This is a genomic window from Candidatus Epulonipiscium viviparus (assembly GCF_000171335.1).
Taxonomy (GTDB): Bacteria; Bacillota; Clostridia; order Lachnospirales; family Cellulosilyticaceae; genus Epulonipiscioides; species Epulonipiscioides viviparus.
This window is the reverse complement of record NZ_ABEQ01000071.3, coordinates 1-17,283: the sequence shown is the minus strand read 5'-3', so window position 1 is coordinate 17,283 and position 17,283 is coordinate 1. Positions and strand designations below refer to the sequence as shown.

At 40.9% G+C, this 17,283-nt stretch carries 16 protein-coding genes; 6 read left to right on the top strand and 10 right to left on the bottom strand.

All coding sequences use genetic code 11. The annotated features are described in order from the left end of the window. The 4 genes from iolC to iolG form a co-directional block, all read left to right on the top strand. Positions 1 to 954, top strand: a 954-nt coding sequence (iolC, locus tag EPU_RS09715) for a 5-dehydro-2-deoxygluconokinase (RefSeq protein ID WP_029488329.1), incomplete at its 5' end; no start/stop codon positions are given. Positions 955 to 965: 11 nt separating this feature from the next. Next, complete coding sequence (locus EPU_RS09710; protein ID WP_010168875.1) at positions 966 to 2,120, top strand: iron-containing alcohol dehydrogenase; 1,155 nt, start codon at positions 966 to 968, stop codon at positions 2,118 to 2,120. 4 nt (positions 2,121 to 2,124) lie between these two features. Continuing rightward, the gene (locus EPU_RS12230) at positions 2,125 to 3,288 is read left to right on the top strand and encodes an MFS transporter (RefSeq protein ID WP_052296504.1); all 1,164 of its coding nucleotides are present in this window, start codon (positions 2,125 to 2,127) and stop codon (positions 3,286 to 3,288) included. Between the two features lie 88 nt (positions 3,289 to 3,376). Next, positions 3,377 to 4,390 carry an inositol 2-dehydrogenase gene (iolG, locus tag EPU_RS09700; RefSeq protein ID WP_010168872.1) on the top strand — a complete coding sequence of 338 codons (1,014 nt, stop codon included), beginning with the start codon at positions 3,377 to 3,379 and terminating at the stop codon, positions 4,388 to 4,390. Between the two features lie 51 nt (positions 4,391 to 4,441). Here the strand turns inward: iolG and EPU_RS09695 are convergent, their stop codons facing one another. From EPU_RS09695 to EPU_RS09685, 3 genes are all read right to left on the bottom strand, one after another. Further along, positions 4,442 to 5,416 (bottom strand): DNA cytosine methyltransferase, encoded by a 975-nt coding sequence (locus EPU_RS09695; RefSeq protein WP_010168871.1) that lies wholly within the window; start codon positions 5,414 to 5,416, stop codon positions 4,442 to 4,444. A gap of 85 nt (positions 5,417 to 5,501) precedes the next feature. Continuing rightward, the gene (locus tag EPU_RS09690) at positions 5,502 to 6,056 is read right to left on the bottom strand and encodes an NADH peroxidase (RefSeq protein WP_010168870.1); all 555 of its coding nucleotides are present in this window, start codon (positions 6,054 to 6,056) and stop codon (positions 5,502 to 5,504) included. A gap of 15 nt (positions 6,057 to 6,071) precedes the next feature. Further along, a complete protein-coding gene (locus EPU_RS09685; protein ID WP_010168868.1) occupies positions 6,072 to 6,467 on the bottom strand; it encodes a Fur family transcriptional regulator in 396 nt (131 codons plus the stop codon). Between the two features lie 142 nt (positions 6,468 to 6,609). On the opposite strand from EPU_RS09685, the gene EPU_RS12225 reads away from it, so the two are divergent. After that, a complete protein-coding gene (locus EPU_RS12225; protein WP_052296503.1) occupies positions 6,610 to 7,338 on the top strand; it encodes a DUF1638 domain-containing protein in 729 nt (242 codons plus the stop codon). 35 nt (positions 7,339 to 7,373) lie between these two features. Here EPU_RS12225 and EPU_RS09675 read toward each other — a convergent pair whose 3' ends face one another. Further along, positions 7,374 to 7,922 carry a GH32 C-terminal domain-containing protein gene (locus tag EPU_RS09675; protein WP_198006419.1) on the bottom strand — a complete coding sequence of 183 codons (549 nt, stop codon included), beginning with the start codon at positions 7,920 to 7,922 and terminating at the stop codon, positions 7,374 to 7,376. Positions 7,923 to 7,928: 6 nt separating this feature from the next. On the opposite strand from EPU_RS09675, the gene EPU_RS13665 reads away from it, so the two are divergent. Continuing rightward, a complete protein-coding gene (locus EPU_RS13665; RefSeq protein WP_010168862.1) occupies positions 7,929 to 8,171 on the top strand; it encodes a hypothetical protein in 243 nt (80 codons plus the stop codon). Between the two features lie 35 nt (positions 8,172 to 8,206). On the opposite strand, the gene pgmB is transcribed toward EPU_RS13665, so the two are convergent. The 6 genes from pgmB to EPU_RS12215 form a co-directional block, all read right to left on the bottom strand. Further along, positions 8,207 to 10,261 carry a beta-phosphoglucomutase gene (pgmB, locus tag EPU_RS09665; RefSeq protein ID WP_198006418.1) on the bottom strand — a complete coding sequence of 685 codons (2,055 nt, stop codon included), beginning with the start codon at positions 10,259 to 10,261 and terminating at the stop codon, positions 8,207 to 8,209. A 1-nt stretch (position 10,262) separates the two neighbouring features. Then, positions 10,263 to 12,575: a glycoside hydrolase family 65 protein gene (locus EPU_RS09660; protein WP_029488327.1), complete on the bottom strand. Its 2,313-nt coding sequence runs from the start codon at positions 12,573 to 12,575 to the stop codon at positions 10,263 to 10,265. Between the two features lies 1 nt (position 12,576). Further along, positions 12,577 to 14,619, bottom strand: coding sequence for a glucosidase family protein (locus EPU_RS09655; RefSeq protein ID WP_029488326.1), 2,043 nt, complete (start codon positions 14,617 to 14,619; stop codon positions 12,577 to 12,579). 12 nt (positions 14,620 to 14,631) lie between these two features. After that, positions 14,632 to 15,453, bottom strand: a complete 822-nt coding sequence (locus EPU_RS09650; protein WP_029488325.1) for a carbohydrate ABC transporter permease — start codon at positions 15,451 to 15,453, stop codon at positions 14,632 to 14,634. Further along, complete coding sequence (locus EPU_RS12220) at positions 15,446 to 16,354, bottom strand: carbohydrate ABC transporter permease (protein WP_044150023.1); 909 nt, start codon at positions 16,352 to 16,354, stop codon at positions 15,446 to 15,448. Before EPU_RS12220 ends, EPU_RS09650 begins: the two co-directional genes overlap by 8 nt. A gap of 75 nt (positions 16,355 to 16,429) precedes the next feature. Further along, positions 16,430 to 17,283 (bottom strand): extracellular solute-binding protein (locus EPU_RS12215; protein ID WP_044150020.1); only part of this gene is annotated, 854 nt, incomplete at its 5' end.

Sequence of the window (17,283 nt, the reverse complement as noted above, 5' to 3'; positions counted from 1 at the left end):
GCTATCGATTTTAATCCCGTAGATTATTTTCAACCTCTCGAAGAATGCACCACATTCAAAAAATATCTTGGCGGTTCCCCTGCAAATATCGCTATAGGCGTATCTCGACTCGGTTTAAAGACCGGCTTTATCGCTGCAGTTTCCGATGATCAATTCGGAGATTTTGTTACTCATGTTTTTGACAAAGAAGGAATCGATACGTCCAATGTTACACGCGCTACCAACGGCGAAAAACTTGGTCTAACTTTTACCGAAATTTTATCCAAAGACGAAAGCCAAATCCTAATGTATCGCAATTTTGCTGCCGATCTATCTCTATGTCCCGCAGATGTCAGCGAAGAATATATTCAGCAAACCAAAGCTTTGCTCATTTCCGGAACTTCACTTGCACAAAGTCCTTCTCGAGAAGCGGCTCTTAAGGCTATCTATCTCGCCAAAAAGCATAATGTACGCATCTTTTTTGATATCGATTATCGCGAATACAATTGGAAAAATATAGACGACATATCTATTTACTATTCTATTGTTGCACAGCATGCAGATATTATTATCGGCTCCCGCGAAGAATTTGACCTCACCGAAAGGCTCATCGAAGCCAACAGAACAGACGAGCAATCCGCTTCTGCGTGGATCAATCTTGGTGCCAAAATCGTAGTTATCAARCATGGCAAAAAGGGTTCCACCGCATTTCTAGAAGATGGTACCAAGTATAGCGTTAAGCCGTTTCCTGTTGAAGCATTAAAAGGGTTTGGTGGCGGCGATGGCTACGCGTCTGCTTTTTTGTATGGCATATTTGCTGGCTTAGAAATCGAAAAATGCTTAGAAATCGGCAGCGCGGAAGCTTCTATGATGGTTCGCGAGCATTCTTGCTGCAACTTACCCACTCTGCCAGAAGTTGAGCAGTTTATTGTAGAGTCTAAGGAAAAATATGGCGAAATGATTGCCAAAGCTTAAGGAGGATTTCTGTGGCACGAGAATTTATTATCAATAACGACTTATTAATTGGAGAAAATGCACTACTAGAATCTGGAGATAAAATCCAAAACTTGGGGCACAAAGCTTTAATTGTAACCGACAAAATCATGCTACAACTTGGCAACTGCGCAAAGCTGACCGCCATATTAGACAGTCATCAAGTTGCATACGAAATTTTTTCTGACATCAACGGCGAACCTACCGATGCCATGATAACAGCCGGAGTTGGAGCATACCAAAACGCTGGTTGCGACTTTTTAATCAGCATTGGCGGTGGCAGCCCCATCGACGCTATGAAGGCAATCGGAGTGATGGCAAACTATAGCGGTCACATCTCCGATTTTAATGGCCGCATCATAGACATTGCCGTTCCAAACACCGTTGCCATTCCCACCACGGCGGGTACGGGTTCCGAAACTACGCAGTTTACCATCATCACCGATGAGAAAACTCAGATCAAGATGCTATTAAAAGGCCGAGCTTTGGTGCCCACCTTGGCAATCGTAGATCCAAGTTTTACCATGACTGCTCCCAAATCTGTTACTGCAGCTACTGGCATCGATGCTCTTTGCCATGCAGTAGAAGCCTACACCTCGCGCCGAGCTCAGCCTATGTCAGACACCTTTGCGTTATCAGCTATTACCCGAATATTCAATAATATTGAGCTCGCATACAACCAGCCAAACAACGTAGCCGCACGAACTCAAATGGCTATTGCCTCTTTAGAAGCCGGAATTGCCTTTAACAATGCCTCGGTAACCCTAATCCATGGCATGAGCCGACCCATTGGCGCGCTGTTTCATGTACCGCACGGAATTTCTAATGCTATGCTTATGAGAGTATGCCTCAATTATGCGTCAGTTGGTGCACCCGCTCGATTCGCTGCAATAGCAAGAGCAATCGGCGCCTCCGATTCTGCCGATGACGATGTTGCAAGCACCGCATTTCTCTCAACACTCAACACGCTCCTAGCTAATCTCAACATTCCTACACTTGAAGTATATGGCATAAACAAAACAGAGTTTTTTGCTCAAATCGATAAAATGGCTCACGATGCCATTAGCAGCGGAAGTCCTGGTAATACAATCAGAGCGATTTCCATAGCAGATGTTGTTCAACTATATAATCAACTTTGGATGGTGTAAATTAATGTATAAAGAAAAAAGAAAATTTTTATCCCTCGGGGCAGGGCTTTTAGCGATGTTTCTCACTGGACTTCCACATCTATGGTCTATATATCAGCCATACGTTATGGAAGGCACAGACTGGACTATTTCACAAGTTATGCTATGTTTCTATTTGTCTCTAATTACCTTTGCTTTTGGAAATTTAATTGGCGGCAAAATTCAAGATAGGTACAAACCTTCTTATGCTATCTGGATTGGTGGCGCGATATTTACCTTCAGCTTGTTTTCCTCTGTATTTGCAGCAAATCGGTCTTTAATCGGGCTATATATAGGCTATGCTTTTCAGGGGATCGGGCACGGTATGATATATACTACAGTAATCTCGGTATATCAAAAGTGGTTTCCAGCTAGACCCGGATTTGCCTCTGGTTTGGCAGTTACTGCAAATGCGATGTGCGGGTTTTTGTTAGCTCCTCCTAGCAGATCTTGGCTCGAAAATTATGGGGCCAGCACTACATTTTTAATTCTTGGTATACTTGTGGCAACATCTTGGTTACTTGGTGGGCTATTTATCAAGCTTCCAGAAAATTATACTGCAACTACTAAAGCTTCCTCATCTAACGATCTTACAACAAAAGAGATGATGCGCACCAAAGAATTCTACATTCTATTTGGAATTATGATTGCGGCTTTATTATCCTACTTTTTAATTTCTCCTATGGCCTATATCATCCAGGAGAACAAAGGCATCCTTGCGGAATATGCTATATACGCTGTTATGATTGGACCTATTGCCAATGCGGCTTGCAAACTGCTTTTACCAACTTTAGGAGATGAGCTTGGCCGGCTTCGCATTCTTCAATACGACCTTATGTGTGGCATCATCGGGTTGCTATTAATTTGGCTCGGCGCCGGGTATCTTAGCTCCATAGGCATCGTTTTGGTGTATGCTTCTTATGGCGGYGTTTTAGGAATATTYCCATCTATTACCAGCCAATATTTTGGCATAAAATATCAGGGTCAAAATTATGGTGCTATGCTATTTGGTTTTTCTATCACCGCCGTAATTGCTCCTGTTACGCATAACTTTATGCCAGGCAATACCTATATTTATGCTGGCATTTTATCTATCGTAATAGCCATTATATTTCTCAGAATACTTAGAAAACAAGCTTCATCTACTTAGAGAATACTTTCCTTAGCCTTAAGGTTGCTAAACTTGCCCGCCTTAGCGTAAAACTTGGGCCAAATTTATATTAAGGGGCGATTAAATAATGTTAAAACTAGGAATGCTCGGAGCAGGTCGAATCGGTCGTTTGCATGGTAATAATATAGCAAAATTTATTAGTGGTGCTACATTAGAAGCCATTGCAGACCCATATCTTACAGAAGATGCTAGAGAATGGGCAAAAGGTCTTGGTGTTCAAAAGATATATACCGATCCTGCCAAAATTTTTACTGATCCCGAAATTGATGCTGTTTTAATATGTTCTTCTACCGATACCCACTCGGAATTTCTTATGAAGGCCGCGGCTGCCAAAAAGCATATCTTCTGCGAAAAGCCTATCGACTTAGATACTACCAAAATCAAAGAAGCTATAAAAGCTGCTGAGCAGGCAAATATTAAACTTATGGTAGGTTTTGTTCGAAGATTTGACAGAGACCACGCCGCTGTTGGCGATATCGTTAAGTCTGGAAAGCTGGGTAAGCCGCATATTGTAAAAATTACTTCCAGAGATCCAGAAGCTCCGCCGCTAGAATACGTTAAAATTTCTGGAGGCATCTTCTCCGATATGATGATCCACGACTTCGATATGGCACGCTTTTTGGTTGGCAGCGAAGTTACTGAAGTTACTACAATTGGAAATATTTGTATAAATCCTGACATTGCGCAATACGACGACGTTGATACTGCTATTGTAAGCCTAAAATTTGAAAACGGCGCAATCGGAGTAATTGATAACAGCCGTGCTGCTAGATATGGTTATGACCAGAGAGTGGAAGTTCATTGCGACAAGGGATCTGTTGCCGATGAAAATAATTTAGAAAACCATGTTAAGATAAGCACCGCAGATGGCGTAGAAATTGCAAAGCCAACTTGGTTCTTCCTCGAGCGATACAATGACGCATTCGTAACGGAGCTACAAGACTTTGTTGATGCAGTACTAAACGATACCGAAGTTCCAACCAATGGCTTCGACGGGCTTATGTCTGTCTATATCGCACAAGCGGCCAAAATGTCTCTAGATCAAAAACGCACCATACTAATATCCGAATTAACTCATTAACCTCAAAGATCCCCCACCTATTAACTCCAGCGGGGGATCTCTTTTCTTTATTCAAATATACTTTTTAATTTGCTCTGCTACTGCATAGGCCAAGCCAACAGGTACTGCATTACCAATCATCTTATACCCCGTATCTACTGATGTATAGATAAACTCAAAATCATCGGGAAAACCCTGTACTCTCGCAACCTCTCTAACAGACAATCTACGATATAAGTGTTCTTGCCCCTCTGCAAATACATTTTTATTTTTCTCAACTTTTGGCATCTTGGGAGCCTGTGGATGTAATTGGCATTGTCTACCGCTTGCTTGTACTGTAAATCCAGGTTCATCCCACTGTCTAACCCTATTTCTACTCATGAACATTGTAGAAAAAGCACCAGTAAAATATTCATGACTTAAGAATTTTACGCTAGCATTCTTTTTATTTTTATCTAATGCAGGAACAGCATTATCTTTCAAGTCCCATAGTATATCCCTAAGCACAGGCTTATACTCCTGCGGCTTCGGAAACTCAAATTTTATATTTAGGTCTTTTCTAAATCCAATATAAAATACTCTTTTCCTATCCTGCGCTACGCCATAGTCATTTGCATTTAACAACTTTATAAACACGTCATAGCCCACTTCTTCAAATTGACTTACAATACCCTTTACCGCTTCATTGTGTCTTTGCGCCATCATACCCTTTACATTTTCAGCCAAAAAAAACTTAGGTTTCTTATCTTTTAGTATACGTATATACTCATAAAATAACCGGCCCCTAGGGTCTTCTATACCCCTTAACCTACCCGCCGCTGACCAACTTTGACAAGGGGGGCCACCAATGATGCCATCTATACCATCAGGAAAATCCGCCGAAGGTATTTTACTAATATCACCTTTAATCAGTGGTCCTTTATGATTTTTCTCATACGTTGCCCATATGGTCTTATCATACTCATTTGCTGCTGCTATCTCATAGCCCGCCTTTTCGAAACCTAGATCTAAACCACCAGCACCAGCAAATAAACTTATTAATCTCATATATATACTCCTATATTTAACAGTTATTTCTAAGTTAACCACAAAAATCCCCCACCTATTAACTCCAGCGAGGGATCTCTTTTATTTATTCAAAGTATCTATTTAGCAACCCTGCAAACGCCTTGCCATGTCTTGCTTCATCTTTTGCCATCTCGTGTACAGTGTCATGAATCGCATCTAGGTTTAGCTCTTTTGCCAATGCGGCTAGTTCTTTTTTACCCGCTGTTGCTCCATGCTCTGCCGTTACACGCATTTCTAAGTTTTTCTTTGTAGATGCCGTTACAACTTCACCCAACAACTCTGCAAACTTTGCCGCATGCTCCGCTTCCTCATATGCCGCCTTTTCCCAATACATTCCAATTTCTGGATATCCTTCTCTATATGCAACTCTCGCCATCGCAAGATACATCCCTACTTCTGTACATTCACCCTCAAAATTTGCGCGAAGCCCATCTACAATTCTTTTATCTACGCCAGTTGCCACTCCTACTCTATGCTCATCTGCAAACACCAAGCCACCATCTTCTGAAGCTACTTGCTTATCAAATTTCTTTGCAGGTGCCTTACAAATCGGACACTTTTTAGGTGCCTCAGATCCCTCATGAACATATCCACATACTGTACACACAAACTTTTCCATATTACAAAACCTCCATTAATTATTATTTTGCTTTGCGCATTCCGAGCAGACGCCTTGAAAAACTATATCATGACCACTAAATACAAATCCCTCCGCGTCTTTAATTGTACTCTCCAATTTTGACATATACGGCATTTCCACATCAATCATCTTATTGCAATGAACACAAACCGCGTGATAGTGATCGTGGCAAGAGTGGTCAAAACGCTCTGCTCCAGATGCTGTTACTATCTTTTTAATTTTATTATTTTGTGCCAATTGATTCAAATTTCGATACACTGTTCCCTTACTAATAGTAGGATRTTTTTTTATAATTAATTCATACACTTCAGCTGCTGTTACGTGGGATTTTAATTCATGTATAGCATCTAAAACCAAAGTTTTCTGAATTGTTTGTCTATGCTGTTTCATGTTATTCCTCCTTATTAGTAACTTGTTGTAATAAGAATTATATACTATTAGGAATAAATTGTCAATAGAAGATCAAAAAATAATTGAAATTGTTATTTTCGTTTGCTATAATGAGGTCAATTAAAATAACAAGGAGGTTTTTATGCGATTAGCACTGATAGGTTGTTCAATATTTTCTAGAGAAATAGGCTACGCAATAAGTAAAAGYAAAAACGTGATTCATTCATTTTGGCTCGAGCAGGGGCTACATAATACTCCGCAATTATTACAGCAGGCCATTCAAGATTCGATACACAAGRTTGAGGCAATTAACRCCAAGCGCAATGCCAAGCCATATGACGCTATCATTCTTGGCTACGGTTTATGCTCCAACGGCATTATCGGCCTTACCTCTAGCCAAATCCCTCTTATAATTCCGCGTTGTGATGACTGCATGGCCCTATTTTTAGGTTCGCAGCAAAAGTATCTCGAGCTGTTTAATAGTTCGGGCGGCATCTACTGGTACTCAAAACCGTGGATGGAAAACGGCACTATGCCTTCCAAAGAGCATTACGCTTCTTTATATGAAACATATCTCGAGGAATATGAAGACGAGGACACTGCGCAATATCTTATCGAGCAAGAAACCAGCTTTATTTCTCAATACGGAAATCTTTGTTTTATCAAATCCAACCTCTACGATGATGCTGCCGAGGTGGAACGCGCCAAAGTTATTGCCCAAGAATTTGACTGGGCCTATATGCAAGTGGACTCAAACCTAGGATTTATCACTGACTTGGTTGATGGCAATTGGGACGATCGATTTTTGGTATGCCAGCCATCGCAAAAAGTAGTCGCCGAATATACTGGCCTCAAAATTACTGCCCAATAAAAAAGGACCCCTTCTACAGAGTCCTCTATTTTTGCCTAAATATTCCATTTGTCAATATCAATCACTGCCGCTCCATCAGCAAAAAACTCGATCTCAGCTGCAGTGCCTTCTGGATATGCTGTTACTGTCATTGCGTATTCTCCGTCGTTTACAAATACTTCGACGATGCTCTTGTCTATCAATATATCCAATTTTACTGTTTTTTTATGATACGGAATCCATCTCGAATTTACTGGTATACTTTCATTCCCCAATATAGGATTTCCCATACACGACCTATCGATAGTTATTCTGCTATCATCTAACCAAATAACAACTTTCTCGTTGCCTGTCTTTAATACTGCAATCGAAAAGTTATTCGCATCTCCCATGTCTACATCCACGACCAGTTCACATACGTCTCCTGTAACTCCGTCAAATCTACGAACTCCCTCAACTTTTTCGCCTCTGTACATTACGTGATCCACACGATACGCTCGCAATTCTTCAACCGGGGTTTGCATCAGCTTTTCGTCCTTCCATTTCAGTACTCTCGGTATCGAAAAACTTCCCGCCCAATTATGTCGCAATACATTTGTTGGCATTGTACGATGCCACATCTGCGCCCAGGCAATCTTTGTTTTATCAAATCCAACCTCTACGATGATGCTGCCGAGGTGGAACGCGCCAAAGTTATTGCCCAAGAATTTGACTGGGCCTATATGCAAGTGGACTCAAACCTAGGATTTATCACTGACTTGGTTGATGGCAATTGGGACGATCGATTTTTGGTATGCCAGCCATCGCAAAAAGTAGTCGCCGAATATACTGGCCTCAAAATTACTGCCCAATAAAAAAGGACCCCTTCTACAGAGTCCTCTACTTTTGCCTARATATTCCATTTGTCAATATCAATCACTGCCGCTCCATCAGCAAAAAACTCGATCTCAGCTGCAGTGCCTTCTGGATATGCTGTTACTGTCATTGCGTATTCTCCGTCGTTTACAAATACTTCGACAATGCTCTTGTCTATCAATATATCCAATTTTACTGTTTTTTTATGATACGGAATCCACCTCGAATTTACTGGTATACTTTCATTCCCCAATATAGGATTTCCCATACACGACCTATCGATAGTTATTCTGCTATCATCTAACCAAATAACAACTTTCTCGTTGCCCGTCTTTAATACTGCAATCGAAAAGTTATTCGCATCTCCCATGTCTACATTCACGACCAGTTCACATACGTCTCCTGCAACACCATCAAATCTACGAACTCCCTCAACTTTTTCGCCTCTGTACATTACGTGATCCACACGATACGCTCGCAATTCTTCAACCGGGGTTTGCATCAGTTTTTCGTCCTTCCACTTCAGTACTCTCGGTATCGAAAAACTTCCCGCCCAATTATGTCGCAATACATTTGTTGGCATTGTACGATGCCACATCTGCGCCCAGGCAATCATAATGCGTCTACCTCGATCGTCACACAACGTTTGCGGTGCATAAAAATCTGTGCCTATGTCAATCTCATCGTGGCATTCTTTGGCATATTCCCCAGTCTCCCAATTCATCTTACCGCCAAAATACAGCGTGGATGATGTATTAAAAAATCTGTGACCGCTCCTCTTTATTGCAATAGGCGATGTAATCAATACATCTTTGCCATCTAGCTCAAATAGATCTGGGCACTCAAACATCACTCCCATATTGCCGCCCTCGCCATTGGCTATCGCTCTCACATACTCCCAGCTCAGCAAATCTCTCGATTTATACAACAATATATTGCCCGCCGCTGCCTTTGCCACTACCACCATATAAAATGCGTCATCTTTCTTAAACACCTTTGGATCTCTAAATTCTCCCGCATTCACTTGGCAATCTTCTGGCAGATCTGCTGCAGTCAAAACCGGGTTTCCTTCATACTTGGTAAAATTGATTCCATCCTCCGAATACGCTACACATTGCGTTTGCAGATGCGTTCCGTTTGCATCATCGGCAGCTCCAGTGTATATCAAATATAATTTGCCATCATGTTCTATCGCACTGCCCGAAAAGCATCCCACATTTTCATGATCCATATCCGGCGCCAATGCTATCGGCAAATACTCCCACCTTATTAGATCCTTGCTTTTTGCATGCCCCCAATGCATCGGCCCCCACACTGTGTCATGTGGATAGTGCTGATAAAATACGTGATACTCTCCTTTGTAAAATATCAGCCCGTTGGGGTCATTTAGCCATCCTGCAGGAACTGAAATGTGATACTTCGGTCTATATCTGTCATTCGTTACTGCTCGTAATAAAAATTCAACGCTTACTTCTCCCACATTTGCAAAAACTACTTCAGCATTTGGCAAACTCTCTTTGGTGCCAATCCCCACGACCGCCATTCCCGCTGCAATTGCGGCTTCCACTCCTGCAGTAGCGTCTTCAAATACTACACACTCAGCATTGGCCACTTCCGCTGTTTGCGCGGCAAGCTCAAATACCTCTGGGTCTGGCTTTGCTTTTTTTACTTTATTTCCATCGATTACTGTATCAAAATAATGGAGTATCCCTGTTTTTTTTAAAATCGGTACCGCGTTCTTGCTTGCGGATCCCAACGCAACTTTTATGCCTGCCTGCTTTAACTCACGCAATAAATTTTCCACTCCCGCTAGCAATTCACTATTGGTTATATCTTTTATCAACTCCAAATATATATCATTCTTTTTGTTTGCTATTCGATTGCGTTCATCTTGCGGCATATCTTCTTTATTGGCAAGCGTACACATAATATCCATGCAAGCCAATCTACTCACACCTTTAAAAGCTTCATTTTGTTCTTGTGTAAACTCAATCCCTAACTCATATCCAAGCTCTCGCCAAGCCAGATAATGGTATTTTGCAGTATCAACAATTACTCCATCCAAATCAAAAATTACCAATTTTAGCATCTCACGCCTCCACCGCTGCATTGGCAGCAATCTCTATTTCTCGATTCTTAATTATTACAGCTACAGCCCTCTCGCCCATGTTTGCCACCACAACTGTATCTTTTGAGGCTTTTACACATAATTTTTGCCCCAGATAATACATATTAAATTCAATCTTCTCCATTTCCGCTGGCAATCTAGGATTGATGTGTAATTTTTCTCCTATCATTCTAACTCCCGCAAATCCATATATGATACACTGCCACACCCCGCCATACGATGCCGCGTGAACTCCCTCGTCACACGAATGCTTTTCTTGGCCTATATCAATAAGCAACGCTCGCTTAAACAATTCATATCCATATCTCTCATACCCTATGTCATTTGCCAAAACAGCGTAAGTACTTAAACTCAGCGATGAATCATGCAAACAAAACGCCTCGTAATAATCAAAGTTCGCCTTCTTAATTTCGTCTGCCCATCTTTCTCCAAATAACAAAAACAATACCATAATATCTGCTTGCTTCGATACTTTCAGTTTACTAATTTGCTCCATTCCATAGTCTTTTGCTATGCTAGCAACCAGCTCGGCCTGCCTATATTTAGTTAGATCTATTTCTTCTAAGCTTCTATAGGTTCTGTCTTGGTCTATTATTAGCTCTGCATCTGGAACAGGCACATAAATACGCTCTGCTCGCTCTCTAATTGTTTCTATTACTGCTCCAATCGAGATTTTTTCGTCCAATCTAGCAAGCAGCTCKGGGTCTTTAGCCAACAAATCGTTATAGCTGCGACACGCATACTCCATATTCCACTTTGCCAAATAGTTTGTATACGCATTATCATCAACATGCTCGGTGTATTCATCCGGACCTATAACATCATTGATATGGTACTTTCCATCTGCATACTCCAATCTCGAATTCCAAAATTTTGCTGTCTCCATTATAATTTCGTAGCCATATGAATTCATAAATTCTTGGTCTGCTGTAAAATTATTATACAAATACACTCCATACGCAACATCCGCTACGATGTGTATCTCGATATCTCCCGTTATAACTTTTAGTTGATCGCCCGTATAAACATCCACRCCATTATACTTTGGAGTTACTTCACCATCTTTGGGATTTGCTGCCTCCCAAGGGAACATCGCACCTTCAAATCCGTTCTCCTCCGCCTTACGCCTCGCTCCCTCCAATCCCAAATATCTATATTCCAACAGCTTTCTAGCCACTGCAGGGTTTTGCACTATAAATCTTGGCAACAAAAAGACTTCTGTATCCCAAAATGTATGCCCCTTATAACCTTCTCCCGACAGCCCCTTTGCACCTATATTCATTCTATTGTCATGGGATGGCGTCATCACAAACATATGATACATAGCGTAGTTGATCCCCAGCTGAGCTATTGCCTCGCTCGATGTTATCTTAATGTAATCCCGCTCCCAAAGCTTTGCCGCCAAAACTTCAACACTCTCTTCTAGCAGCTCAAAGTATCCTACAGCCATCTTTTGTGCCAAAATTTTATACGAGGCGCAAGGCTCATCGCATCGCACTTCATCCGCATCATTGGAGGTGTAATAACTTATATATTTTTCTATCGCTACAACACTCCCCGCCGCAACATCCAARTTATACTGCGCCGAAATCGTTCTCCTCGACATTTTAGGTGCTGGCACCAAATCCAATTCTGCGTCATCTACAAAAATCTTATGACTTGCATTTACATAAATATCTATTTTCGATTGATTTGTCACCAAATGTGTATATGCAAATTTCTTTTCATAAAACCTACGYACATTTTCTATCAGATGGCATTCTCCCGAATTAGTCGCGCGGTTATCGATACCCGAGAGCACAACAATCTGCGCCGCTTTTTTCATTGCCGTAATCTCGACGCGCGACACTGCAATATGMACATCTGCTGCCGATACAAAACGTCTCATCACAAATCTAAATTCATTCTCTTCGGTTTTATATGCAAACGTTCTGGTTAGCTCTCCTGTTTTTAAGTTCAAAATTTTGCTATAATTTTCCACGTTATTTTCTGCTAAGAAAAATCTCTTGCCATCAATTAATAGCTCCATCGAAAACGCGTCCGAGATGTTTGGTAATTCTGTAACTTCATTTTCCATTGCGATATTAAACGTACCAGCAATTAGCGTTGTTGCAACTTTTTTAGGATAAGCTTCYTCCGCATAGCCACGTATACACATATAGCCATTGCCCTGACACATAATAGATTCCGTTTTTCCTAAACTCATCTCATCGAAGCTATCTTCAGATAGCAAAAAATTTTCGAATTCTTCTACGCCCTTATCATATACTATCACTTTAACACCTCACCACAATATTGTAATCTGCCGAATTTTTATTTACATCAACTGTTACCGCACCATTTTTTCTTTTAATCGTTATATCAATTATACAGTCACCCACTTGCAAATTTTTTATTGCTATCTCATTTAACGCCACAGGCAAATTGGGCTCAATAGTTATTGATCTATTTGGCGCATCTGCTGTTAATCCCACGATATATTTCATAAACACATGGTGGATCCCATACCCCGACCAAAATTGCATAAAGCATCCATCATCTGGCAATATCTCACTTATTGCTGCAGGCATATCTACATACATACTTTCTGCCAAACATTTTAGCAATTCGTAGGCCTTATCAATTTGACCATTTGCCGCAAACACCTCGGCCAAGCACCCCGTGTTTATGGACATCGATTTATTTAGAGTATACACATCGTCGACTGGATCRTCTTTATCATTACACATGCAACTAATTTTCATACCATAATCGTTATAAAAATCTGGTTGCAACATCTGATCTAACCCTTCATCCTTGATATGTTGCGGTACAAACCTTTTGCTATATGGCAATATCGAAACCCAGTTTTTCAGCACCAGCGCTACCCATTCTCCGGTCGCATTCTCTAACACTTTATCAAAATATTTTTCCATTGCAGAACTAAGAGTTGGCGTATTTTTTATAGAATTCACCAAGATGTCTCGACTAGCTGCCGCTTCGTGCGGGCTACAAATGATATCTCCAAAGAATCTTTCTTCTTTATTATAAAATCTGTCCAAAACTTCTGCACACAACGCTTCTCTATCCTCGCGATACCCTTCTATCAACTCAAACCTTTGCATTTGCTCCGCCAGATATTCCATATGCTCATATGCATCAATCGTCAATATAGCAACATCAATCAACCTGCCCTCGATTCCTTCAACTTCTACTATTCCATTGCCTTTCGGACAAACCGAGTTTCCCTGAGCTTGCTCTTTTATCCACGCTATYCCCAATACGCAAAACTCAAAGATCTCTTCCAAAAATACTTTATCTGCAGTCCATTTGTAAGTTTCATATACTGCGCTTATAAATTGAGACGTCTCCTGTAARTTTCCTTTTCCATAGACAACACCCCAAGGCGACATTTCATGTATCACACGCCCATTTCCGTTTTCTTGCCACGACAATTTTTTTAACAACCGCAACGTTTTGGCTGTCATATCATGTTGCCCTACTGCAAGGGTTCCGTATATTCCATATGTGGTATCGCACCCGAAAAACCATTGAAAGTCTGGAAACCCTGCAGTATAGCCTTCGCCTATCCCATCTATGTCTTGCACCAGCATATCATAATTTAGCTTTAGCCCTGCAAAGACTTCGTTAAACTGTTCGTCATCTGTTATCAATTCTGTTGCCTTCAGTAGTTCTTTGCGCCTAATTTTTTGTGCCGCAAAATCTGGGATCGCATTGTCATTTATAGAATCGGCATCGCTAGCGGCAGAAATATATATCGCAAATACATCTTTRAGCTCAAATTTTATTTTTACCTCCACGGCATCTCCCGCCTGAGTTACAACAATTGTCGCATCTTCAGCCAAAGATACTTTTGCGTAATATTCCTCTTYCAGATGCGCTACAGTGACGCTACTTTGGTTTTGCGCCACTACAGCCGTTGCAGCATCTCYAAAATTTACCATATCTGCAGTCCAGCATCCTTCTATTTTTAGTAGAATCTTAAACTCCACCGCTACTTTTTTTTCTGTTGCCGAAAATTCTATAGCCAATACTTTCTGGTTATCTGCGGCATTAACGGCCACTTCAAATTTGTCATATATAAATCTACTTTCACCGTCATCAAAAACGTAGGCATTCGCTATTGCAGCCTTCCCATCTACGGCAATTTCATATCCTCTCGAAAGCTTAATCGGCTGCGCAAAGATGCCCGACATTTCTCCCAATATGTGATGCCCCATTGGCTTAAACGTCCCGTCTTGCTTGCCTACTGCATAAATTTTGTTTGATGAGACAACGTAATTATCCTTGCCTAAGTTATCAGTTTTTTKAATGTGCATAAGTCCTCCCAATTATTTAATACCCGAAGTTGTAACGCCCTCTATAAAATATTTCTGACATATTAAAAATAAGATTACCATTGGAATTGATAATAGCATAGCGCCGGCCATTGTCTGATTTGGAAACGAAAAATACTGGCTATTTAGCGACGCCATCCCCACCGGCAATGTATACATATCACGCGACGTAATCAATAAATTTGGCATAAGAAAGTTGTTCCAACTTCCCATAAATGTCATAATTATAATTGTAGTAATTGCRGGTTTGGCAAGCGGCAATGCTATTTTGAAGAAAATTCCTCTGCGCGAGAGCCCATCTAATTGCGCAGCCTCCTCCAAGCTGATTGGAAACGATATAAAAAATTGGCGCATCATAAATATGTTAAATGCATTAAACAAAAACGGAATTATTAGCCCCACATACGTATTGATAAAGTTGAATTTATTTAGTAGCATATACTGTGGAATCATTGTGATYTGTCCTGGTATCATCATCAGCCCCAAAATCGTCATAAATATGATATTTTTTCCTGTAAAGTCAATTCTTGCCAACGCATATCCTGCCATTGTGCTTAAAATAACCCCCAAAAGAGTTACGCTAATGGCTATTATAAAGCTGTTAAAATACCATCTGCCTATATCATTTTTGACTATTAAGTCAACATATGTGCCAAAGCTTAGATTCGAAAAGTCAAAATTTAGTTTATACGCTTCCTTGCTTGGTCTAAGCGACGTATAAAACGCCCAAAAAAAAGGAAACAACGCAATAAACGCATATCCTATCGTCAAAAAATAAAATAGCACTTTCATAGGCCTAGAAACAGTTTTATCCATTTACCTTCCTCCTTTTTGCTGGACGCTCTTCTCGCTCTTCAAATATTGATTTCTGCATAACTGTTARCGCAAAAATTATAATAAACAATCCCACCGCAACGGCAGATCCGTAGCCCAAACGATTTTCTCCAAATGCTTTATTATATAAATACAAAACCACTGTTGTCGTTGAGCCCAATGGCCCCCCGGTTCCTCCAGAAATAATAAATGCCTGATCAAACATTTGCAGCGTGCCTATCATTCCCACAATTATTACAAACATCGTTTTTTCTCTAAGCAATGGCACCGTAACGCTTAAAAATCTTCTTACACTGCTTGCTCCATCAATTGAGGCGGCCTCATATACTTCATTTGGAATATCTTGTAGCCCTGCCAAAAACACTAGCATCTGCGTTCCCACCGTCGACCATATTGCCATAATCATCGCAAGCGGCAATGCATACTTTGGCTCATTAAACCAACTCACTGCTTCAAACCCAAAAATTCCCARAAARCGATTTGCTATACCATTCGTATTGAATAAGAACATAAACATTGCCGCAGAAGCAACTGCAGAAGTTACAGCCGGAATATAATACGCCACCCTAAAAAAAGTCTTTCCTCTAATTTTTTGATTCGCCACTGTTGCGAGCACAAGCGCAATTGCGGTCTGAACCGGCACAACCACAATCGAATATTTCACCGTGTTATATAACGCCTGATAAAATGCAGGATCAGCAAACAATTCTTTATAATTTTCAAACAAAACCCATTCAGATTGCTCTGGTTTTAGCATGTTGTAATCTTGAAAGCTCAACATAAACGAATATATTGCAGGGCCAATTACAAAAACTAGCATCAAGATTACTATAGGAGCTACCATTATCCATCCATCAATATTTTCTTGTGTCTTCTTGTTCATACATACCTCCTTCAAAAAAATGCCACATATAGCAATCCAACTCATTGCATCTATGTAGCCTCTTAATTTTCATATTTATTGTTTAGAAAGCGCTTTATCTATATTTGCCTGTGCCGCATCGAACGCCTGCTGTACCGTACTTTTATCATCTAACAATACGCGCTCCATTGCCTTGGCCGCCTCGTCAACCACTGTCGCCGAAATTACCCCATAGTTAAATTCACTTGCAACGGGAGCTTGATCCGCAAACACCGCGCGCTCTGGCCAGTTTTTCTTAAATTCCTCTAACGCAGTGTTTCGAGAAGGCATTGCTCTGCCCGCATCTGCAACTACCTGTTGCTGCTCAGCTGAAGTTAAAAACTTAATTACATCTTTTGCCTCTTCTGGATAATCAGTATTTTTTGACATTGAATACGCCACTGTAAACTGCATCGATGCCGGCGTCTCTTTATACGGTATTGGAACCACGCCATAGTCCAAATCTGGCGCCAACTCCAACAAGCTATTAACCATCCAGTTGCCCTCTAYAGTCATAGCAACGATCTCCGACGCAAACGCATCGCCATTCCAGCCCACACCCAATTGCTGCGGAGTCTGAGCATACCCATCTTTAATAAGCCCRATCCAATATTCATACGCTTCTATATTTTTGGGATTATTTAGAGTCGGTTTTCCATCTTTCATCATGGTTCCACCATTAGAATAAAAGAACGGCTGCGCTCTATCCAACCCATTTTGTAGAGACAAACCCACCACTCCATCTTTGGTCAGCGCCTTTGCAACAGCAGTTAAATCATCCCATGTGGTTGGTGCTTCTAACCCTGCATCTGCAAACATCTTTTTATTATAATATAATGCCAACGTTGAGAAATCTTTTGGGATTCCATATAGCGTACCATCTTGCCCCCTAAATCCATTAAGCAACGCGG